Genomic DNA, 12,651 nt, shown 5'->3' on the forward strand with positions numbered 1-12,651 from the left:
GTTTCCATAACCCGGCTGGCGTCAGGATTTGAGCCTGGAACGTCGGGCTACCATCATGATCGGCGGAAGGCAGCAGGAAAACACCGCCACACCCAGCAGGAGGATAGCCGGAAGTCCGCCGATCTCGCGCGAACGGATTTGGTTCCGCACTGCGCCGTGAAGTTCGCCACGCAGCATCGGCAGATCTGCTGCGGCACCCGCCAGCGCGAGGTCGTGCGCGAAGATCGCGATTGCCACGACGAACGCGATCGCCGCGATGACCCCGGCCAGGAAATCCAATGAACCGTCGGTGTTCCACAGCAGGAAGCACAGGCCGCCCAACACCGTCAGGCCGACCCCGATCAGAACCTCTCCGATCATGCCAGCAATCTCGCCTTCTGCGTGGCGAATTCAGCCTCGGAAAGTATGCCGCGGTCTCGCAAGTTCGCGAGCTTCTCGATTTCGTCGGCGACCGACGATCCGGCCACGGCCTCGGGCCGGACCATCTTGCTCTCGATCCAGTCCTTCAGGGCGGCGAAGCGGTCACGATCGGCATCGCCGAATTTCAGCCGGTTCTGATTCTGCACGTTCGGGCTGGCGTTGGGGTTCGGTGCCTTCTCACCAAGGATGGAGAGTTCAAGCCAGCCAGCAATCCACACGCCCGGCTCATTCCAAGTGATTGCTTTGATGTTTTCGACCGGCACCCGCTTCGTGCCGAGGAAGCCATAATACATCACAGAATATTTGATGAGGATGGCGTCGCCCTCGACCCAGACGGTCACGCCGCTCCCCTTCAACTCCCCCTCTGGCGCTTGCATCTTCAACTCCCCCATCGCCGCGATCACACCTGATCCGGCATCCCAAAATTCTGTCGTCGATCTTCGAGCCGGCCGGTCGCCGGCGCGACGGCCATAAGCCCGCGCGCAATCAGACGCAGCGCCTTCTGCTGATCCTCAGAATTTTCGTTTGGCGACATCGACTGATGGCATGGCGGTCGGGCTGCAAACGCCCTTGAACTTGTGAGATCCCAGAATCGAACTTCCCATTTCGAAGTACGTCCCGGCGACGCGGTCGATTATAACGTGGAGTGTATCGCTACCCTCAGACGTCGTGTCCGACATTATCATATTGGGGAAGAAATTGAATTTGCACGCGTGCCCAAACGTTTCGCAAAGGGAAAAGGATCGGCCGAAGGCGTCGTTCCAGTACGAAACCTGAGAACCCTCCTCATCAATGATGTATATTCGAACGTCTCTCGACGAGGACGTTTTTCTCGTGACCTCATCCGTTTTTTCCCACTGTCCTTCGCATTTGATCGCGATGGGAACCGCAGCGAGCGCCGGCGCTGCCACGCAAATCATCGTAGGAACCGCGAGATAGCGGATGAAACGGCCTATAGCGCCCGACACTGCGTTCTGCCGCGACAGCGCAACGTTCATGCCGCGCGCGCGACCGGTGTGCTGGGGCCACGCTCACCGATCAGCAGTCGAGCAACGCGGACGAGCGCGTCGCGCTCATCGACATTGAGCGAACGCCAATAACTGAGCCAGCGCTCTTCATCCGGATTGAGCAGCGGCTGCACGGCGTCGGTACCGGGATCGTCGGTTTCACCCATCAAATAAGCGGGTGTCGTCCGCAGAACGCGAGCGATCCGATGGATGTGCTTCGAACCAATCTTGTTGGAATGGATCAAGCCATGAATAGTTGGCTGAGACAGCTGGACGCTCCGCGCGAGCGCAGCCTGCGACAGGTTGCACGCGTTCATTCTCTCAAGGACACGCGAGCCGATAATCACGGTTGGTACCAATAATAGGCGTGCCTATTGCTTGCGACTTCGGTTTGCCTTACGAGAGGCCAATAGGGATGCCTATTGGAGTCGAATCGTGGCGGCCACCTCACCAGTGCAGAATGCCGAATTGGCAGACGCGCTCGCGAGCGCGGTCAGGATCATCGGTGGGCAGGGTGCTACCGCCCGTCTTCTGGGCGTAGCTCAGCCCTCTGTCTGGCGCTGGATCGCTCGGGCCAAGCCGCTCCCGGCCGAACACGTCCTCGCCGTCGAGGCCGCCACCGGCATCAGCCGTCACGACCTCCGCCCCGACCTGTACCCGCGCGAGGCGCCTGCCGCTGGCGCCACCGACCTGGAACCGGCACGATGACGCGCGCGCTCGCCCGCGCCGCCGCGCATCGCGCTCGCCGTCGCGTCCATGCGCGGATCATCGCGCCCGCGCTTGCTGCCGCCCGTGCCCGTCAGGAAGCCGAACGTCGCGGGCGCACGATCCGCTGGGATGCGATCACTCGCTTCCTGGCAGGTGAATGGGAAGCGGCCCCTCATCTGCTGCGAGGCCGCGCATGATGCGCTCCCACATCTGCGCGCCCTCGGCGATCGCCAGCGCTTCCAGCGTCCGGCCGTCGCTGGCGGCGACGTCCGCCACCGCCGCGCGCACCGCGGACAGCACTCTCTTGGCGAACGCCGCCGCCTCTTCCAGCGGCTCGTCGTACCGGCCGAGCAATTCGCTCCACAGCGCTTCCAGCATCGCGCCATGCACAATCGCGGTCGCGCGGCTGCGCTGCGCCGCCGAACGGTCGTCTCCCATCGATTTCGTCCTTCGTGGTGGTCTAGGAAACTCCACGATAGCCGGGCGGGGTCGCGCGTCCAGCGCGGCCCCCGAAGGTGACGCTCTTCGCGTGACTTGCGGAATCCACGCGAACGCCGGGCGAGGGCAGGGCGCGCAGCCGACCGGTAATTGCTGGCCAGCGGCCCTGTCCTCCGAAGGTCATACGTCGTCATCGCGCCGGTCTGCCCGCGCGCGCACCGTCTGTCCGCCGCGCTCCACCACGGATCGCGCGGCGTGACGAAGGAGCGGGCGCCTCTCACCTATGAGGACGCGCAGGCGCGCGTCGCCGGCCGCCTGGGCGTGAAGCGCGCCGCGCATATCGTCGGTGTCGCGGTCCGCACGTTCCAGGACTGGGGCGATCCCGACGTCGACCGGACGATCCCGATCGCTGCGGCCGAGGCGCTCGACCTCGCCTACATCGACGCCGGCGGCGAAGGGATGCCGTTCCTCGACACCCTCAACCTTCGGCTGAAGACCGCGCGGCAGAATCGCTACGGCGATCAGATCGCGCTTGCCGCCAGCGCTGCCTCGTTCGCGAAGGAAGCCGGCGAATTCACCGCCGCAGCGATCGCCGCCAGCCTGCCCGACGCGGGCGCGGCCGACGTCGCCGCGCTCCGCAAGGAAGGGCTTGAGGCGATCGCCGTCGCCAAGTCGATGATCGCCGCGGCCGACGCGCTCGGCGTCGATGGCGGCGATCACTGGATGCACGCCGCCGCGCCGGATCCGCCCGACACCAGCTGACCCGCCGATCGCTCCCTTGATCGTCGAACCTGCCGCCCCGATCGCGCACGCTTCCGGGAGCGGTCTTTTGCGTCCCGCTCGAAAGCGCGCCCGATGTCCTACCGCAACACGCTGATCTCCATCCGCGCCTCGCTCCTCGCCAACGAACGGGCGATCCGCGCCTGCGAGGCGGACGCGCCATCGGTGGCCGCGCGCCGCCACCTCGCCCGCGCCCGTGCGCTCCACAACGCCGCGATGGACATGGTCACCGCCGCGCTGGCCGCGCCCTATGATATCATCGACCCGCCGCCAGCCGCCCGCGGGACCGCCGCCCAAGGAATGGCGCGGTGATGACCCCCGGCGAATACCTGCGCCGCCGGCGCCTGTCCGAACACCTGACAGTCGAGGACGTGGCGGGCCGCATCCACAGCTGGCCCCGCCTTGGCCTCGACGAGCGCGCGAACTGGATCCGCCAGATCGAGGCCGACGTCGTGCCCGCCACCTTCGGCACGATCGCCGCGATCGGCCACATCGTCCCGATCGACGCGCAGGCGCTCGCCGCGCTTGACGCCATCCGCTTGGGCATCGGTGAGCGCGTACCGCAACTCTGCGCGCACTGCGCCATCACGCCGTGGCAGGTGATCCCGAGCCATGCGCTCTGGTCCCGGCCGGACCTTTGTCCGGTCTGCGAGAAGCACGGCCCGCCGCCCGGAACCGAGGTGACCTGGTGATGGCCAATCCGAAACCCGGTCCCGACTTCCGCAACGTCGGCGTCTGTGCGCGCGGCGAGCTGCTCGAGGCGATCACTGCACGCGCCGCGCTGCGCCAGTGTTCGCTCGGCGCCGCAGCGCGTTCGCTGATCGAGGAAGCGATCACGGCCCCGGCCGCCACCGCGCTGGTCGACCTGTCCTCCGTGCCGACCGCCGACCTCCTGGATGAGGTTGCATCACGACTGGCGGCTATCGTCGACCACGAAGCCGCGCTCGCCCGGGCCGAAGCCGCCGAAGCGCGTCTGGCGACGATCATGGGCGCGCTGGCCGGCGCGCCACCGCGGGGCGCGGCCTGATGCGCCGCGCGCCTGAACTCGGCGTCGGCCAGCTGCTGACGATCGGCACCGTCCTCGCAGCCACCGCGCTGTTCGCCGCGCTCGCCGGTCGCCCGGCGATCGCGTGGCTCGCCGGCCCGATCGCCGGCGCCGCGCTGCTCACCGTCCTCCGCCACCTCGTCAACCGGGAGAACCGCCCGTGATCCACCAGCAACCCGACGCATGGTCCGCCGCCGACCCGGTCGGCATCGATGACGACGATTACGACCGCGCCGCCGCCACCGTCGCCGCCGCCGCGAACACCACCGCGTGGCAGTGCCTCGCAGGATTCGGGGTCGGCCTGGCGCTGTGCCTCGCCGCGGACCTCATCCGCGGCACCCACCACCTCGCCGCGCTGATCGGGCTGGCATCGTGACCGATCGGCTGGCTCAGGTGCAGGCCGAGGTCGCGCGCCACATGGACGCGATTGCCGCGCTGTTTCGGGAGGGGGCACGGGTCACCGTCATCGTGCGCAACCCGGAAGGCGAGCAGACACCCGGCGCCCAGGACTTTGTCATGACCGCGGACGATCTGTCGCGGGTGATCGACGTCGTCGAACGCCGCGCGGCAGCGATCGCTCCGCTCAGCAACCGCGATCGCACTGTCCCGCCGACCATGATGGCGCCGGTTCACGAGGGCGGGGAGAAGCGCTCGGTCGTCATGACCAATTCCGCGATCCACACGATCCGGCTGGCCGAGGGGAATTTCGCGGCGATCGTGCTGTCGCGGCCGACCAGTGACGTGGCGGCAATAGCAATCCTCGATCGCGCCGAGGCCGCCGCGCAAATCCAGCTGCTGCGGAACGCGATCGACGACGCTGGTCGCCTCGATCGAGGCGAGCCAACGGCTCACGCCGCCCCGTCGCTGAGGAGGAACTGACGGTGAACCAGCCCGACTTTTTCCCCCGCGGTTTTGCCGGCGCGTGGAAACGACCACTGCGCGGTGTCCGACCCCGATCCTCCCAGGGATCGACCCACCCCCTCCGGACGGGGCGCGCGCGATGACCGATCAGCGCCCGCGCACCAGCCCGATGCCCGACGACGCAGCCGCGATCGGTCAGGCGCTCATCGATCGCCTGAAGCCGGAACTCGACTCGGCCTTCGCGCAGGTCGCCGCGCTGCCGGGCAACCCGGCCGAGCGCGAGAACGACGCGCTGTCGATCATCGCCAGCCTCGGTGGCTTCGTCGGCCTGCAGCTGACCGGCCGGCTCATCGCCACCAAGCGCATCGACCCCGAAACCGCGCTGACCATCGCCTGCGAGACGATGGCCGACCGGATGTGCGCGGAGGTTGCCGGTGTCATCCTCGGCGTGGGGAAGGAGCGGTGACCGACGCGCCCCCGCAGCCGCTGCCCGACCTGCTCCACGACTGGGCTTGCCGCACCATCGGCGAGGACGGCTTCGGCATCCCGAACGCCTTCGTCGTCGACGCAACCGGCGCACTGACGATCATGGCGCTCGTCGTCCCGCCGGACGCGGCGTACCGGTACATGCTCGCCCACTGGGCGAAGGAACAGCCGCGCGAGATGATCTTCGCCCTCGATCGCTTCGCGCGGCCTGAGCAGGGCACGACGCTGGGCGATCTGCTGGCTGGCTGGCACTTCACGCGCGAAAAGCCCCGCCCGTTCATCATCGAGTACCAGTACGAACCCCGGATCGTGAAGCCGGTCGACTGGGAAAACCCGTTCTGGAACGCGGGGCTGACCCGCGAACTGAACCAGCACCTGCGCGATCATCTGGGCGTGCCGCGCTGATGCCGATCGAGCGCATCGACCGCGACTGGATCGCGCAGCACGCCGCCACTCAGCTGGTGTTCCACGCCAACATGGGCGACCGCCACCTGCTCCAGCGCCGCGTCCTCGACCGTCGCGACGGACGCCCGATCGGTCTGCGCTACGCCGACACCAGCTACAAGCGGACGAAGCGCAACGGCGACCTCGCCGGCACGTCGGTGCGCACCTGGTCGGTCGAGGGCCACGACCAGGCGCTTGCCACGCTCGACGAGGCGCTGGAGATCCTCCACGTCCAGCGCCTCGGCGCGCTCCCGGCCGCGGCGCGCGGATGAGGGTCACGCGCGTCAAATGGACCCCGGCGATGGTCGAGCGGCTTGCCGAGCGCGCGCGTCAGGGCTGGACCGGCCAGCAGATCGGCGACGAGCTGGGCGTCTCGCGCAGCGCCGCCATCGCGCGGCTGTCGCGCCTGCGCGCCGCCGGCGACCCGCGCGTGCCGCCGGCGCGGGCGAACCCTGTCCAGCCTGGCCGCCGCCCCGACCTCGACCCGCCCGTCACGCTCGCCGATCAGGTGGCCGAGGATATTTCCCGCGGCGCCTCGTCCTTCGCGTCGATCGCGCGCGTGCGCGGCGTGTCGACCCGTGAGGTGAAGGCAGCGTGGTCGACCATCGTCGAGCGGCTCGGCTGGCAGGTGTCATGATCTGCTTCCGCGACCGCACCTTCTGCACCGCGGCCTGCGCAACGCAGGGGTGCGAACAGCGCCTGACCAGCGACGTCAGCGCGGCGGCACGCGCTTGGTGGGGCACGCCGGGCGCCCCGATCGCGGTCGCGGACCGCAGTGCCAGCTGCGCCGACTTCACCCCGGACGGTTCGGGGAGCCGTCCGGAGCCGACTCCCGTCCCCATCACCAGCACGCCGGCGGCCGTCACCGCCGGTGCGCATCCACGCAAGCCGGAGACCCGACCGTGACTAGCACGAAGCAGAAGATCCGTAAGCAGCTGACGCTCGATCAGATCCGCCTCAGCCCGCTCAACGTCCGCCGCACGCCGCGCGAGCAGGAAGACACGTCGGCGCTCGAGGAGCTGATCCTCCAGCAGGGCCTGCGCGTCCCGATCGAGGTGCACCAGATGCGCGGGTCGAAGGGGACGTGGGGCGCCTTCGCCGGCCGGCGCCGCTACTATGCGATCGGGCGGCTGATCGAGCGCGGCGACATGGCCGCGGACGCGCCGGTCGAGGTCATCGACCACGTCGGCTATTCGGACGCCGAGCTGATCGAGATGTCGATCACCGAAAACCTGCCGCGCGTCGACATGGAGGATCACGAGCTGTTCGCCGGCGTCGCGCGCGCGGCCGCGCTCGGCCACGACGTCGCGCAGATCACGCAGGCGCTCGGCCAGCCGGACGAGGCGCGCGTCGCGAAATGGATCCGCCTCGGCCGGCTGGCGAAGCCGGTCTTCGACGCCTTCGTGGCCAAGCAGATCGATATCGACCAGGCCCGCGCCTACGCCGCCACCGAGGACAACGCGCTCCAGGAAGCGGTGTTCGACCGCTTGGGTCGATTCGCGCCGGCGCGCCAGATCCGCGCCGCGCTGAAGATCGGCGACGCCACCAGCCGCCGGCACCTGATGTTCGTCGGCGAGGCGATCTATCGCGCCGCCGGCGGTCGGTACGAACTCGACCTGTTCGCGGAGACGGCCGACGATCGCGGGCGCGTCGTCGATGAAGGGCTGCTGGAAAAGCTGGTCGAGGAGAAACTGGCGACGGTTCGCGACCAGGTGCGCGCCACCTGCAACCGGCCCGACCTGCGCTTCATCGCTGAGCCACCGAAGCACGGCGGGCTGGTCGACTCCGTCCTCGCCGTCACCCCGCAGAAGCAGGGCGCGCACCTGAAAGTGGGTGACGGGGTGGTGGCCCACATCGACATCGATGGCGCCGGCGAGCCGGTCGTCTCCTACTGGTGGGAGAGCCGGAAGGCGAAATTCGGCAAGGACAAACCGAAGGAGGCCACGCCGGTCTCGACCGGCCCGATCGGCAACGCGATCGCCGACCCGTACCAGGCCAAGCCGCGCGCCGACGCCGCGATCCGCCGCGAGGAGGGGTTGAGCCAGGACGCCACCTTCGCGCTCCGCGCCATGCGCAAGGCGATCCTGCGCGCCGCGCTGGTCGCCGACGCGGAGGCGGGCGGGGCCGAGGGCCTGGACTATCTCGTCTTCGCCCAGGCGCGGATGCTCCTCGACATCCGCCGGCCGGCGAACGTGGGCATGCACGCGATCAGCACGCCGCACGACGTCGGGGTGTCCTTCGACGCGCAGGAGCTGGCGCGCGGCATGACCAAGGACATGCCGGCGCACCGCGCGCTGGGGGACGCGATCGCGCTCATTACCCGGCAAAGGTGGTTCACGGAGCCGGACGTTGCGCGAGGATACTCGCTGTACCGCGCCGCGGACGAGGTGATGAAGCGGGTCACCGCGGCGCTCGTCGCCGGCATGGCGCTGGAGCGCAGCCTCGCGGCCGACGGCTATCAGATGCCGATCCACGACGTCGTCGCGCACCACGTCGGCGCCGATCGCGACGACCAGGTCCGCCGCCGCTGGTGGGCGCCGAGCGTCGACTTCGTGGATTTCTTTCCCAAGGACCAGCGCGCGGCGCTCGCGGACCCCTTCGTCGACCGCGCCACCGCGGCGAACTGGCCGAAGCTGAAGTCGGCCGATCTCACCACCGCCGTCGTCGCCGCGCTCACCCGCGACGGCAGCAAAGGCGCCAGCTGGATCCACCCGCTGCTGCGCTTCACTGCCCCCGACGCGCCCGCCGGCGCCGAGCTGAAGGAGGCCGCGGAATGAACGACCACGTGATCGATGATCTCGGCCGCAAGATCTCTGCCGCGATGCAGGATCTGCTCAACCGCGAAATGCGGATCGCATCCGCCGTCCTCGACAGCCACGATCAACTCTACCTGCTGAACAAGCTGGCCGCGGGCGTGTCGGCCGGCGCCGTGCTTGCGGGCCTGCAGCTGCGCAAGGAGGGCTTGGATCCTGACCCCACCTACGACGAATTTGCGGACTCGCTCCGGCAGATGGTCGGCGCGCTGAAGCCGACCTACCTCGACGCGTTGCGGGCCATGGAAACCAAGAAGGCGGTGGCGCAATGATGCCGCTCCGCGCCCGCCTCGCGTGGCGACAGCTTCCCCGCACAGTCCGACGCCGACTGGCGCTTGACGCCCGCCCGGCACCGAACATGCCAGCCAGCCAGCCAGCCAGCCAGCCAGCCAGCCAGCCAGCCAGCCAGCCAGCCAGCCAGCCAGCCAGCCAGCCAGCCAGCCAGCCACCCCGGGTGCGTCCACCGCTCATCGATCTCGCGTCCGCGCCTTCCGGGATGGAACAGCGCGCCGCCGGCTGGCGCGTGAGGTGAGGCGATGATCCGCCATCACCCCGCCATCTCGGCGTCGCCGACCCCACCGCCGCAACGCGGCCGGTTCCTGCGAATGCCCGACGTCGTCCGCTCGGTCGGGCTGAGCCAGGCCACGATCAACCGCCTCCACCGCGCCGGCGATTTCCCACGCAAGGTGCGAATCGGCCCCAACTCCACCGGCTGGTGGGAGAGCGAGATCGACGCCTGGAAGGCCGATCGCGAGCAAGTGCCGCGCTCCAACGAAAGAAACTGAGCCGCGCCGAAGGGGGCACCAGCGGGGGCATCGGCCGTCGCCACCGCGAAAAAACAGACGTAATACCGGGGAGTTAGCCGTGCAGTTTTCGTCCTACTCAGGGAGCCACTTCTTTTCTGGATATCGTCGGCCACCATCACGCCAGGCGTATCGCCATGGCACTTTCGTCGTGCCCGGTTTCTAAAACGATCGACTTGCATCGTCCCTGCGGGGCGGCCATGCCATTTCCAACGACAAGGGAGAGGATGATGGCCGAGTTTGCTGGCAAGCATGTGTTCGTCGCGGGGGCGTCGAGCGGGATCAACCTGGAGATCGCGCACGCCTTCGGCGCGGCCGGCGCGAAGGTGACGGTGCTGAGCCGCAGCGAGGAGAAGATCGCGGCGGCGGCGCAGGGTCTTCGCGATGCGGGGGCGACCGCGCTGGGGATTGCGTGCGATGTGCGCGACTATGCGGGGCTGGAGGCGGCGTTCGCGCAAGGCGTGGCGGCGCACGGCCCGGTCGACGTGCTGGTTTCGGGTGCGGCGGGCAATTTTCTGGCGCCCGCGTTGAAGACCAGCGCTAACGCCTTCAAGACCGTGATCGATATCGACCTGCTGGGCACATACAACGTGTTCCGCGCCAGCTGGGATCACCTCACCAAGCCGGGGGCGTCACTGATCGCGATCACCGCGGGGCAGGCGGTGCACCCGATGGCGTTTCAGATTCACGCCTGCGCCGCGAAGGCCGGGGTCAATATGGTCACCAAGTGCCTGGCGCTGGAATGGGGACCGGCGGGCGTGCGCGTCAACGCCATCTCCCCCGGCCCGATCGCTGATACCGAGGGGATGCGCCGGCTGGCCGACCCGGTGCGCGAGGCGAAGATCAAGAAGTCGCTGCCGCTGCGCGATTACGGGACCAAGGCGGATATCGCGGAAGCGGCGATGTTCCTGTCGGGCCCGGCGGCCAAATATATCACCGGCACGATCCTGAACGTCGACGGCGGCAACGACCTGGGCGATGCCAGCGCCGATGCACTGGCCATCGGGGGGTGACGCCCCCGCCGCGCCGCGCGGTCAGGCGATGAACTGTTCCATCGTGATGCGATCGTCGAGCGCATGTTCGGGATCGAACAGCAGCGTCAACTCGCGCGCGCGGTCCATCGCGATATCGACCTGCGCGACGTCGCGGATCTCGCGCTGATCGGCGACTGCCGAGACCGGGCGCTTGGCGGCGTCGAGCACCCGTAGCGCAACGCGCGCACGGTCCGGCAGGATCGCGCCGCGCCAGCGCCGAGGGCGAAACGCGCTGATCGCCGTCAGCGCCAGCATCTGCGATCCCAGCGGCAGGATCGGACCGTGCGCGGAGAGGTTGTAGGCGGTGGATCCCGCAGGCGTGGCGACGAGGATGCCGTCGCACGACAGTTCGTCCAGCACGATGCGGTCGTTGACCTTCACCTCGATCTTCGCGGTCTGCCGCGTTTCGCGCAGCAGCGACACTTCGTTGATCGCGGGCAACGTATGGACCCGGCCGTCCACCCCCACGGCGGTGGCGGTCAGCGGGGTCACCTGGAACGCGCGCGCACGCTCGATCCGGCCGTCCAGATCGTGGCGGCGCCATTCGTTCATCATGAAGCCGACGGTGCCCAGGTTCATCCCGAACACCGGGATGATCGGCCGCCGCCGCTCCAGCAGAATATGCAGCGTCTGGAGCATGAAGCCGTCGCCGCCCAGCGCGACGACCAGATCGGCATCGTCGAGCGAGCACCAGTCCCAGGCATCGGCCAGTTCGGCGCGCGCCGCCTGCGCGGGCGGGGTGGGCGAGGCGACCAGCGCCCGCCGCGGATAGCGGCTCATCCCCCGGTCACGCTCATGTGGCGCGACACCGCCGGCGCGGCATCGCGCGCGATGCGGAAATCGTGGCGGCGCGGCTTGGTGGTCAACGCATCCTCGATCGCGGCGTCGAGCGCCGCTACGCCGCCGTCGCGCAGCGCCGCGCGCAGATTGCGCTGATCGTCATGGCCCAGGCAGGTGTACAGCCGCCCCTCGGTCGTCAGCCGGACGCGGTTGCAGCCGTCGCAGAAATTGGCGGTCAGCGGCGAGATGAGACCGAGCCGCGTGCCCGTCCCCTCGATCCGCCAGTAGCGCGCCGGACCGCCGGTTCCGTTCGTATCGCGGACCAGCGGGAACAGCGGGTCGAGCCGCTCCTTCACCGCGGTGAGCGGCAGGAACCGATCGGTGCGATCCTCATCGATCGCGCCCAGCGGCATCGTCTCGATCAGGGTCAGGTCGTGCCCCTGCGCGATGCACCAGTCGAGCATCGCGGGAATGTCGTCCTCGTTCAGGCCCTTCAGCGCAACCATGTTGATCTTCACAGTCAGCCCTGCGTCGCGCGCGGCGGCGATACCGTCCAGCACCTGCGCGATATCGCCGTGGCGGGTGATGAAGCGGAAGCGATCGGCGTCGAGCGTATCGACGCTGACGTTCAGGCGGCGGATTCCCGCGTCATACAGCGCGGCGGCATGATCGCGCAGCCGGGTGCCGTTGGTGGTCATCGTCAGTTCGTCGAGCGGCCCGCCGACATGCCGGCCCAGCCGCTGCACCAGTTGCAGCACGTCGCGCCGCACCAGCGGTTCGCCGCCGGACAGCCGCACCTTGCGCACGCCGCGCGCGATGAAGCGTTCGGCGATCACCGCCAGCTCCTCCAGCGTGGCGATCTTCGCACGCGGCAGGAAGGTCATCTCCTCCGCCATGCAATAGCGGCAGCGCAGGTCGCAGCGATCGGTAACGGAGATGCGCAGATAGCGGATCGTCCGGCCGAACCCGTCGACCAGCGGCGCTTGCGTCCTGTTTTCGGTCATCTGCGTCACAACGAAAGAGCTAGGCATC

23 protein-coding genes are annotated in these 12,651 nt (G+C 68.8%); 16 read left to right on the forward strand and 7 right to left on the reverse strand.

The genetic code is table 11. The features are described from left to right. Positions 1–21: 21 nt before the first annotated feature. The 4 genes from COA17_RS11170 to COA17_RS18820 all read right to left on the reverse strand — a co-directional run bounded on the left by COA17_RS11170 (position 22) and on the right by COA17_RS18820 (position 1,744). Positions 22–360: a hypothetical protein gene (locus tag COA17_RS11170; protein ID WP_096612468.1), complete on the reverse strand. Its 339-nt coding sequence runs from the start codon at positions 358–360 to the stop codon at positions 22–24. Beyond that, the gene (locus tag COA17_RS11175; RefSeq protein WP_245857704.1) at positions 357–761 is read right to left on the reverse strand and encodes an SHOCT domain-containing protein; all 405 of its coding nucleotides are present in this window, start codon (positions 759–761) and stop codon (positions 357–359) included. The genes COA17_RS11170 and COA17_RS11175 overlap by 4 nt, the downstream gene beginning before the upstream one ends. A gap of 171 nt (positions 762–932) precedes the next feature. After that, complete coding sequence (locus tag COA17_RS18815; protein ID WP_141397080.1) at positions 933–1,418, reverse strand: hypothetical protein; 486 nt, start codon at positions 1,416–1,418, stop codon at positions 933–935. Next, positions 1,415–1,744 (reverse strand): helix-turn-helix domain-containing protein, encoded by a 330-nt coding sequence (locus COA17_RS18820; RefSeq protein ID WP_245857756.1) that lies wholly within the window; start codon positions 1,742–1,744, stop codon positions 1,415–1,417. The genes COA17_RS18815 and COA17_RS18820 overlap by 4 nt, the downstream gene beginning before the upstream one ends. A 118-nt stretch (positions 1,745–1,862) precedes the next feature. On the opposite strand from COA17_RS18820, the gene COA17_RS11185 reads away from it, so the two are divergent. Further along, positions 1,863–2,135, forward strand: a complete 273-nt coding sequence (locus tag COA17_RS11185; RefSeq protein WP_245857707.1) for a YdaS family helix-turn-helix protein — start codon at positions 1,863–1,865, stop codon at positions 2,133–2,135. A 135-nt stretch (positions 2,136–2,270) separates the two neighbouring features. On the opposite strand, the gene COA17_RS11190 is transcribed toward COA17_RS11185, so the two are convergent. Next, positions 2,271–2,573 (reverse strand): hypothetical protein, encoded by a 303-nt coding sequence (locus COA17_RS11190; protein ID WP_096612474.1) that lies wholly within the window; start codon positions 2,571–2,573, stop codon positions 2,271–2,273. 255 nt (positions 2,574–2,828) lie between these two features. Here COA17_RS11190 and COA17_RS11195 point away from each other — a divergent pair, with 255 nt between their 5' ends. The 15 genes from COA17_RS11195 (at position 2,829) to COA17_RS11270 (ending at position 10,818) form a co-directional block, all read left to right on the forward strand. Continuing rightward, the gene (locus tag COA17_RS11195) at positions 2,829–3,335 is read left to right on the forward strand and encodes a hypothetical protein (protein WP_096612476.1); all 507 of its coding nucleotides are present in this window, start codon (positions 2,829–2,831) and stop codon (positions 3,333–3,335) included. 93 nt (positions 3,336–3,428) lie between these two features. Then, complete coding sequence (locus COA17_RS11200) at positions 3,429–3,665, forward strand: hypothetical protein (RefSeq protein ID WP_096612478.1); 237 nt, start codon at positions 3,429–3,431, stop codon at positions 3,663–3,665. After that, positions 3,662–4,045: a helix-turn-helix domain-containing protein gene (locus COA17_RS11205; protein ID WP_141397082.1), complete on the forward strand. Its 384-nt coding sequence runs from the start codon at positions 3,662–3,664 to the stop codon at positions 4,043–4,045. Before COA17_RS11200 ends, COA17_RS11205 begins: the two co-directional genes overlap by 4 nt. Further along, on the forward strand, positions 4,045–4,380 hold the full coding sequence (locus tag COA17_RS11210) for a hypothetical protein (protein WP_096612482.1): 336 nt from the start codon (positions 4,045–4,047) through the stop codon (positions 4,378–4,380). The genes COA17_RS11205 and COA17_RS11210 overlap by 1 nt, the downstream gene beginning before the upstream one ends. Continuing rightward, on the forward strand, positions 4,380–4,562 hold the full coding sequence (locus tag COA17_RS11215; protein ID WP_096612484.1) for a hypothetical protein: 183 nt from the start codon (positions 4,380–4,382) through the stop codon (positions 4,560–4,562). The genes COA17_RS11210 and COA17_RS11215 overlap by 1 nt, the downstream gene beginning before the upstream one ends. Beyond that, the gene (locus tag COA17_RS11220) at positions 4,559–4,774 is read left to right on the forward strand and encodes a hypothetical protein (protein ID WP_096612486.1); all 216 of its coding nucleotides are present in this window, start codon (positions 4,559–4,561) and stop codon (positions 4,772–4,774) included. The genes COA17_RS11215 and COA17_RS11220 overlap by 4 nt, the downstream gene beginning before the upstream one ends. Next, the gene (locus tag COA17_RS11225; RefSeq protein ID WP_096612488.1) at positions 4,771–5,277 is read left to right on the forward strand and encodes a hypothetical protein; all 507 of its coding nucleotides are present in this window, start codon (positions 4,771–4,773) and stop codon (positions 5,275–5,277) included. Before COA17_RS11220 ends, COA17_RS11225 begins: the two co-directional genes overlap by 4 nt. A gap of 121 nt (positions 5,278–5,398) precedes the next feature. Continuing rightward, a complete protein-coding gene (locus COA17_RS11230; RefSeq protein ID WP_096612490.1) occupies positions 5,399–5,725 on the forward strand; it encodes a hypothetical protein in 327 nt (108 codons plus the stop codon). Then, the gene (locus COA17_RS11235) at positions 5,722–6,150 is read left to right on the forward strand and encodes a hypothetical protein (RefSeq protein WP_096612492.1); all 429 of its coding nucleotides are present in this window, start codon (positions 5,722–5,724) and stop codon (positions 6,148–6,150) included. The genes COA17_RS11230 and COA17_RS11235 overlap by 4 nt, the downstream gene beginning before the upstream one ends. Continuing rightward, the gene (locus tag COA17_RS11240; RefSeq protein ID WP_096612494.1) at positions 6,150–6,461 is read left to right on the forward strand and encodes a hypothetical protein; all 312 of its coding nucleotides are present in this window, start codon (positions 6,150–6,152) and stop codon (positions 6,459–6,461) included. Before COA17_RS11235 ends, COA17_RS11240 begins: the two co-directional genes overlap by 1 nt. Continuing rightward, a complete protein-coding gene (locus COA17_RS11245; RefSeq protein ID WP_096612496.1) occupies positions 6,458–6,826 on the forward strand; it encodes a helix-turn-helix domain-containing protein in 369 nt (122 codons plus the stop codon). The genes COA17_RS11240 and COA17_RS11245 overlap by 4 nt, the downstream gene beginning before the upstream one ends. A 97-nt stretch (positions 6,827–6,923) precedes the next feature. Beyond that, positions 6,924–8,966, forward strand: coding sequence for a ParB/RepB/Spo0J family partition protein (locus COA17_RS11255; RefSeq protein WP_245857757.1), 2,043 nt, complete (start codon positions 6,924–6,926; stop codon positions 8,964–8,966). Next, complete coding sequence (locus COA17_RS11260) at positions 8,963–9,274, forward strand: hypothetical protein (protein WP_096612502.1); 312 nt, start codon at positions 8,963–8,965, stop codon at positions 9,272–9,274. Before COA17_RS11255 ends, COA17_RS11260 begins: the two co-directional genes overlap by 4 nt. 264 nt (positions 9,275–9,538) lie before the next feature. Further along, positions 9,539–9,787, forward strand: a complete 249-nt coding sequence (locus COA17_RS11265) for a helix-turn-helix transcriptional regulator (protein WP_217991006.1) — start codon at positions 9,539–9,541, stop codon at positions 9,785–9,787. Positions 9,788–10,035: 248 nt separating this feature from the next. Then, positions 10,036–10,818: an SDR family oxidoreductase gene (locus tag COA17_RS11270; RefSeq protein ID WP_245857712.1), complete on the forward strand. Its 783-nt coding sequence runs from the start codon at positions 10,036–10,038 to the stop codon at positions 10,816–10,818. A gap of 21 nt (positions 10,819–10,839) precedes the next feature. Here the strand turns inward: COA17_RS11270 and COA17_RS11275 are convergent, their stop codons facing one another. Then, positions 10,840–11,619, reverse strand: a complete 780-nt coding sequence (locus COA17_RS11275; protein ID WP_066490422.1) for an NAD kinase — start codon at positions 11,617–11,619, stop codon at positions 10,840–10,842. Continuing rightward, the gene (gene moaA, locus COA17_RS11280) at positions 11,616–12,623 is read right to left on the reverse strand and encodes a GTP 3',8-cyclase MoaA (protein WP_066490424.1); all 1,008 of its coding nucleotides are present in this window, start codon (positions 12,621–12,623) and stop codon (positions 11,616–11,618) included. Before moaA ends, COA17_RS11275 begins: the two co-directional genes overlap by 4 nt. Between the last annotated feature and the right edge of the window lie 28 nt (positions 12,624–12,651).

This window comes from Sphingomonas ginsenosidimutans (assembly GCF_002374835.1).
Classification (GTDB): Bacteria; Pseudomonadota; Alphaproteobacteria; order Sphingomonadales; family Sphingomonadaceae; genus Sphingomonas; species Sphingomonas ginsenosidimutans.

Coding starts and splice junctions, on each gene's coding strand:
- COA17_RS11245 (WP_096612496.1), top strand. CDS start 6,458: ATGAGGGTCACGCGCGTCAAATGGACCCCGGCGATGGTCGAGCGGCTT.
- COA17_RS11260 (WP_096612502.1), top strand. CDS start 8,963: ATGAACGACCACGTGATCGATGATCTCGGCCGCAAGATCTCTGCCGCG.
- COA17_RS11230 (WP_096612490.1), top strand. CDS start 5,399: ATGACCGATCAGCGCCCGCGCACCAGCCCGATGCCCGACGACGCAGCC.
- COA17_RS11270 (WP_245857712.1), top strand. CDS start 10,036: ATGGCCGAGTTTGCTGGCAAGCATGTGTTCGTCGCGGGGGCGTCGAGC.
- COA17_RS11190 (WP_096612474.1), bottom strand. CDS start 2,573: ATGGGAGACGACCGTTCGGCGGCGCAGCGCAGCCGCGCGACCGCGATT.
- COA17_RS18820 (WP_245857756.1), bottom strand. CDS start 1,744: ATGAACGCGTGCAACCTGTCGCAGGCTGCGCTCGCGCGGAGCGTCCAG.
- COA17_RS11240 (WP_096612494.1), top strand. CDS start 6,150: ATGCCGATCGAGCGCATCGACCGCGACTGGATCGCGCAGCACGCCGCC.
- moaA (WP_066490424.1), bottom strand. CDS start 12,623: ATGACCGAAAACAGGACGCAAGCGCCGCTGGTCGACGGGTTCGGCCGG.
- COA17_RS11200 (WP_096612478.1), top strand. CDS start 3,429: ATGTCCTACCGCAACACGCTGATCTCCATCCGCGCCTCGCTCCTCGCC.
- COA17_RS11170 (WP_096612468.1), bottom strand. CDS start 360: ATGATCGGAGAGGTTCTGATCGGGGTCGGCCTGACGGTGTTGGGCGGC.
- COA17_RS11210 (WP_096612482.1), top strand. CDS start 4,045: ATGGCCAATCCGAAACCCGGTCCCGACTTCCGCAACGTCGGCGTCTGT.
- COA17_RS18815 (WP_141397080.1), bottom strand. CDS start 1,418: ATGAACGTTGCGCTGTCGCGGCAGAACGCAGTGTCGGGCGCTATAGGC.
- COA17_RS11265 (WP_217991006.1), top strand. CDS start 9,539: ATGATCCGCCATCACCCCGCCATCTCGGCGTCGCCGACCCCACCGCCG.
- COA17_RS11215 (WP_096612484.1), top strand. CDS start 4,380: ATGCGCCGCGCGCCTGAACTCGGCGTCGGCCAGCTGCTGACGATCGGC.
- COA17_RS11275 (WP_066490422.1), bottom strand. CDS start 11,619: ATGAGCCGCTATCCGCGGCGGGCGCTGGTCGCCTCGCCCACCCCGCCC.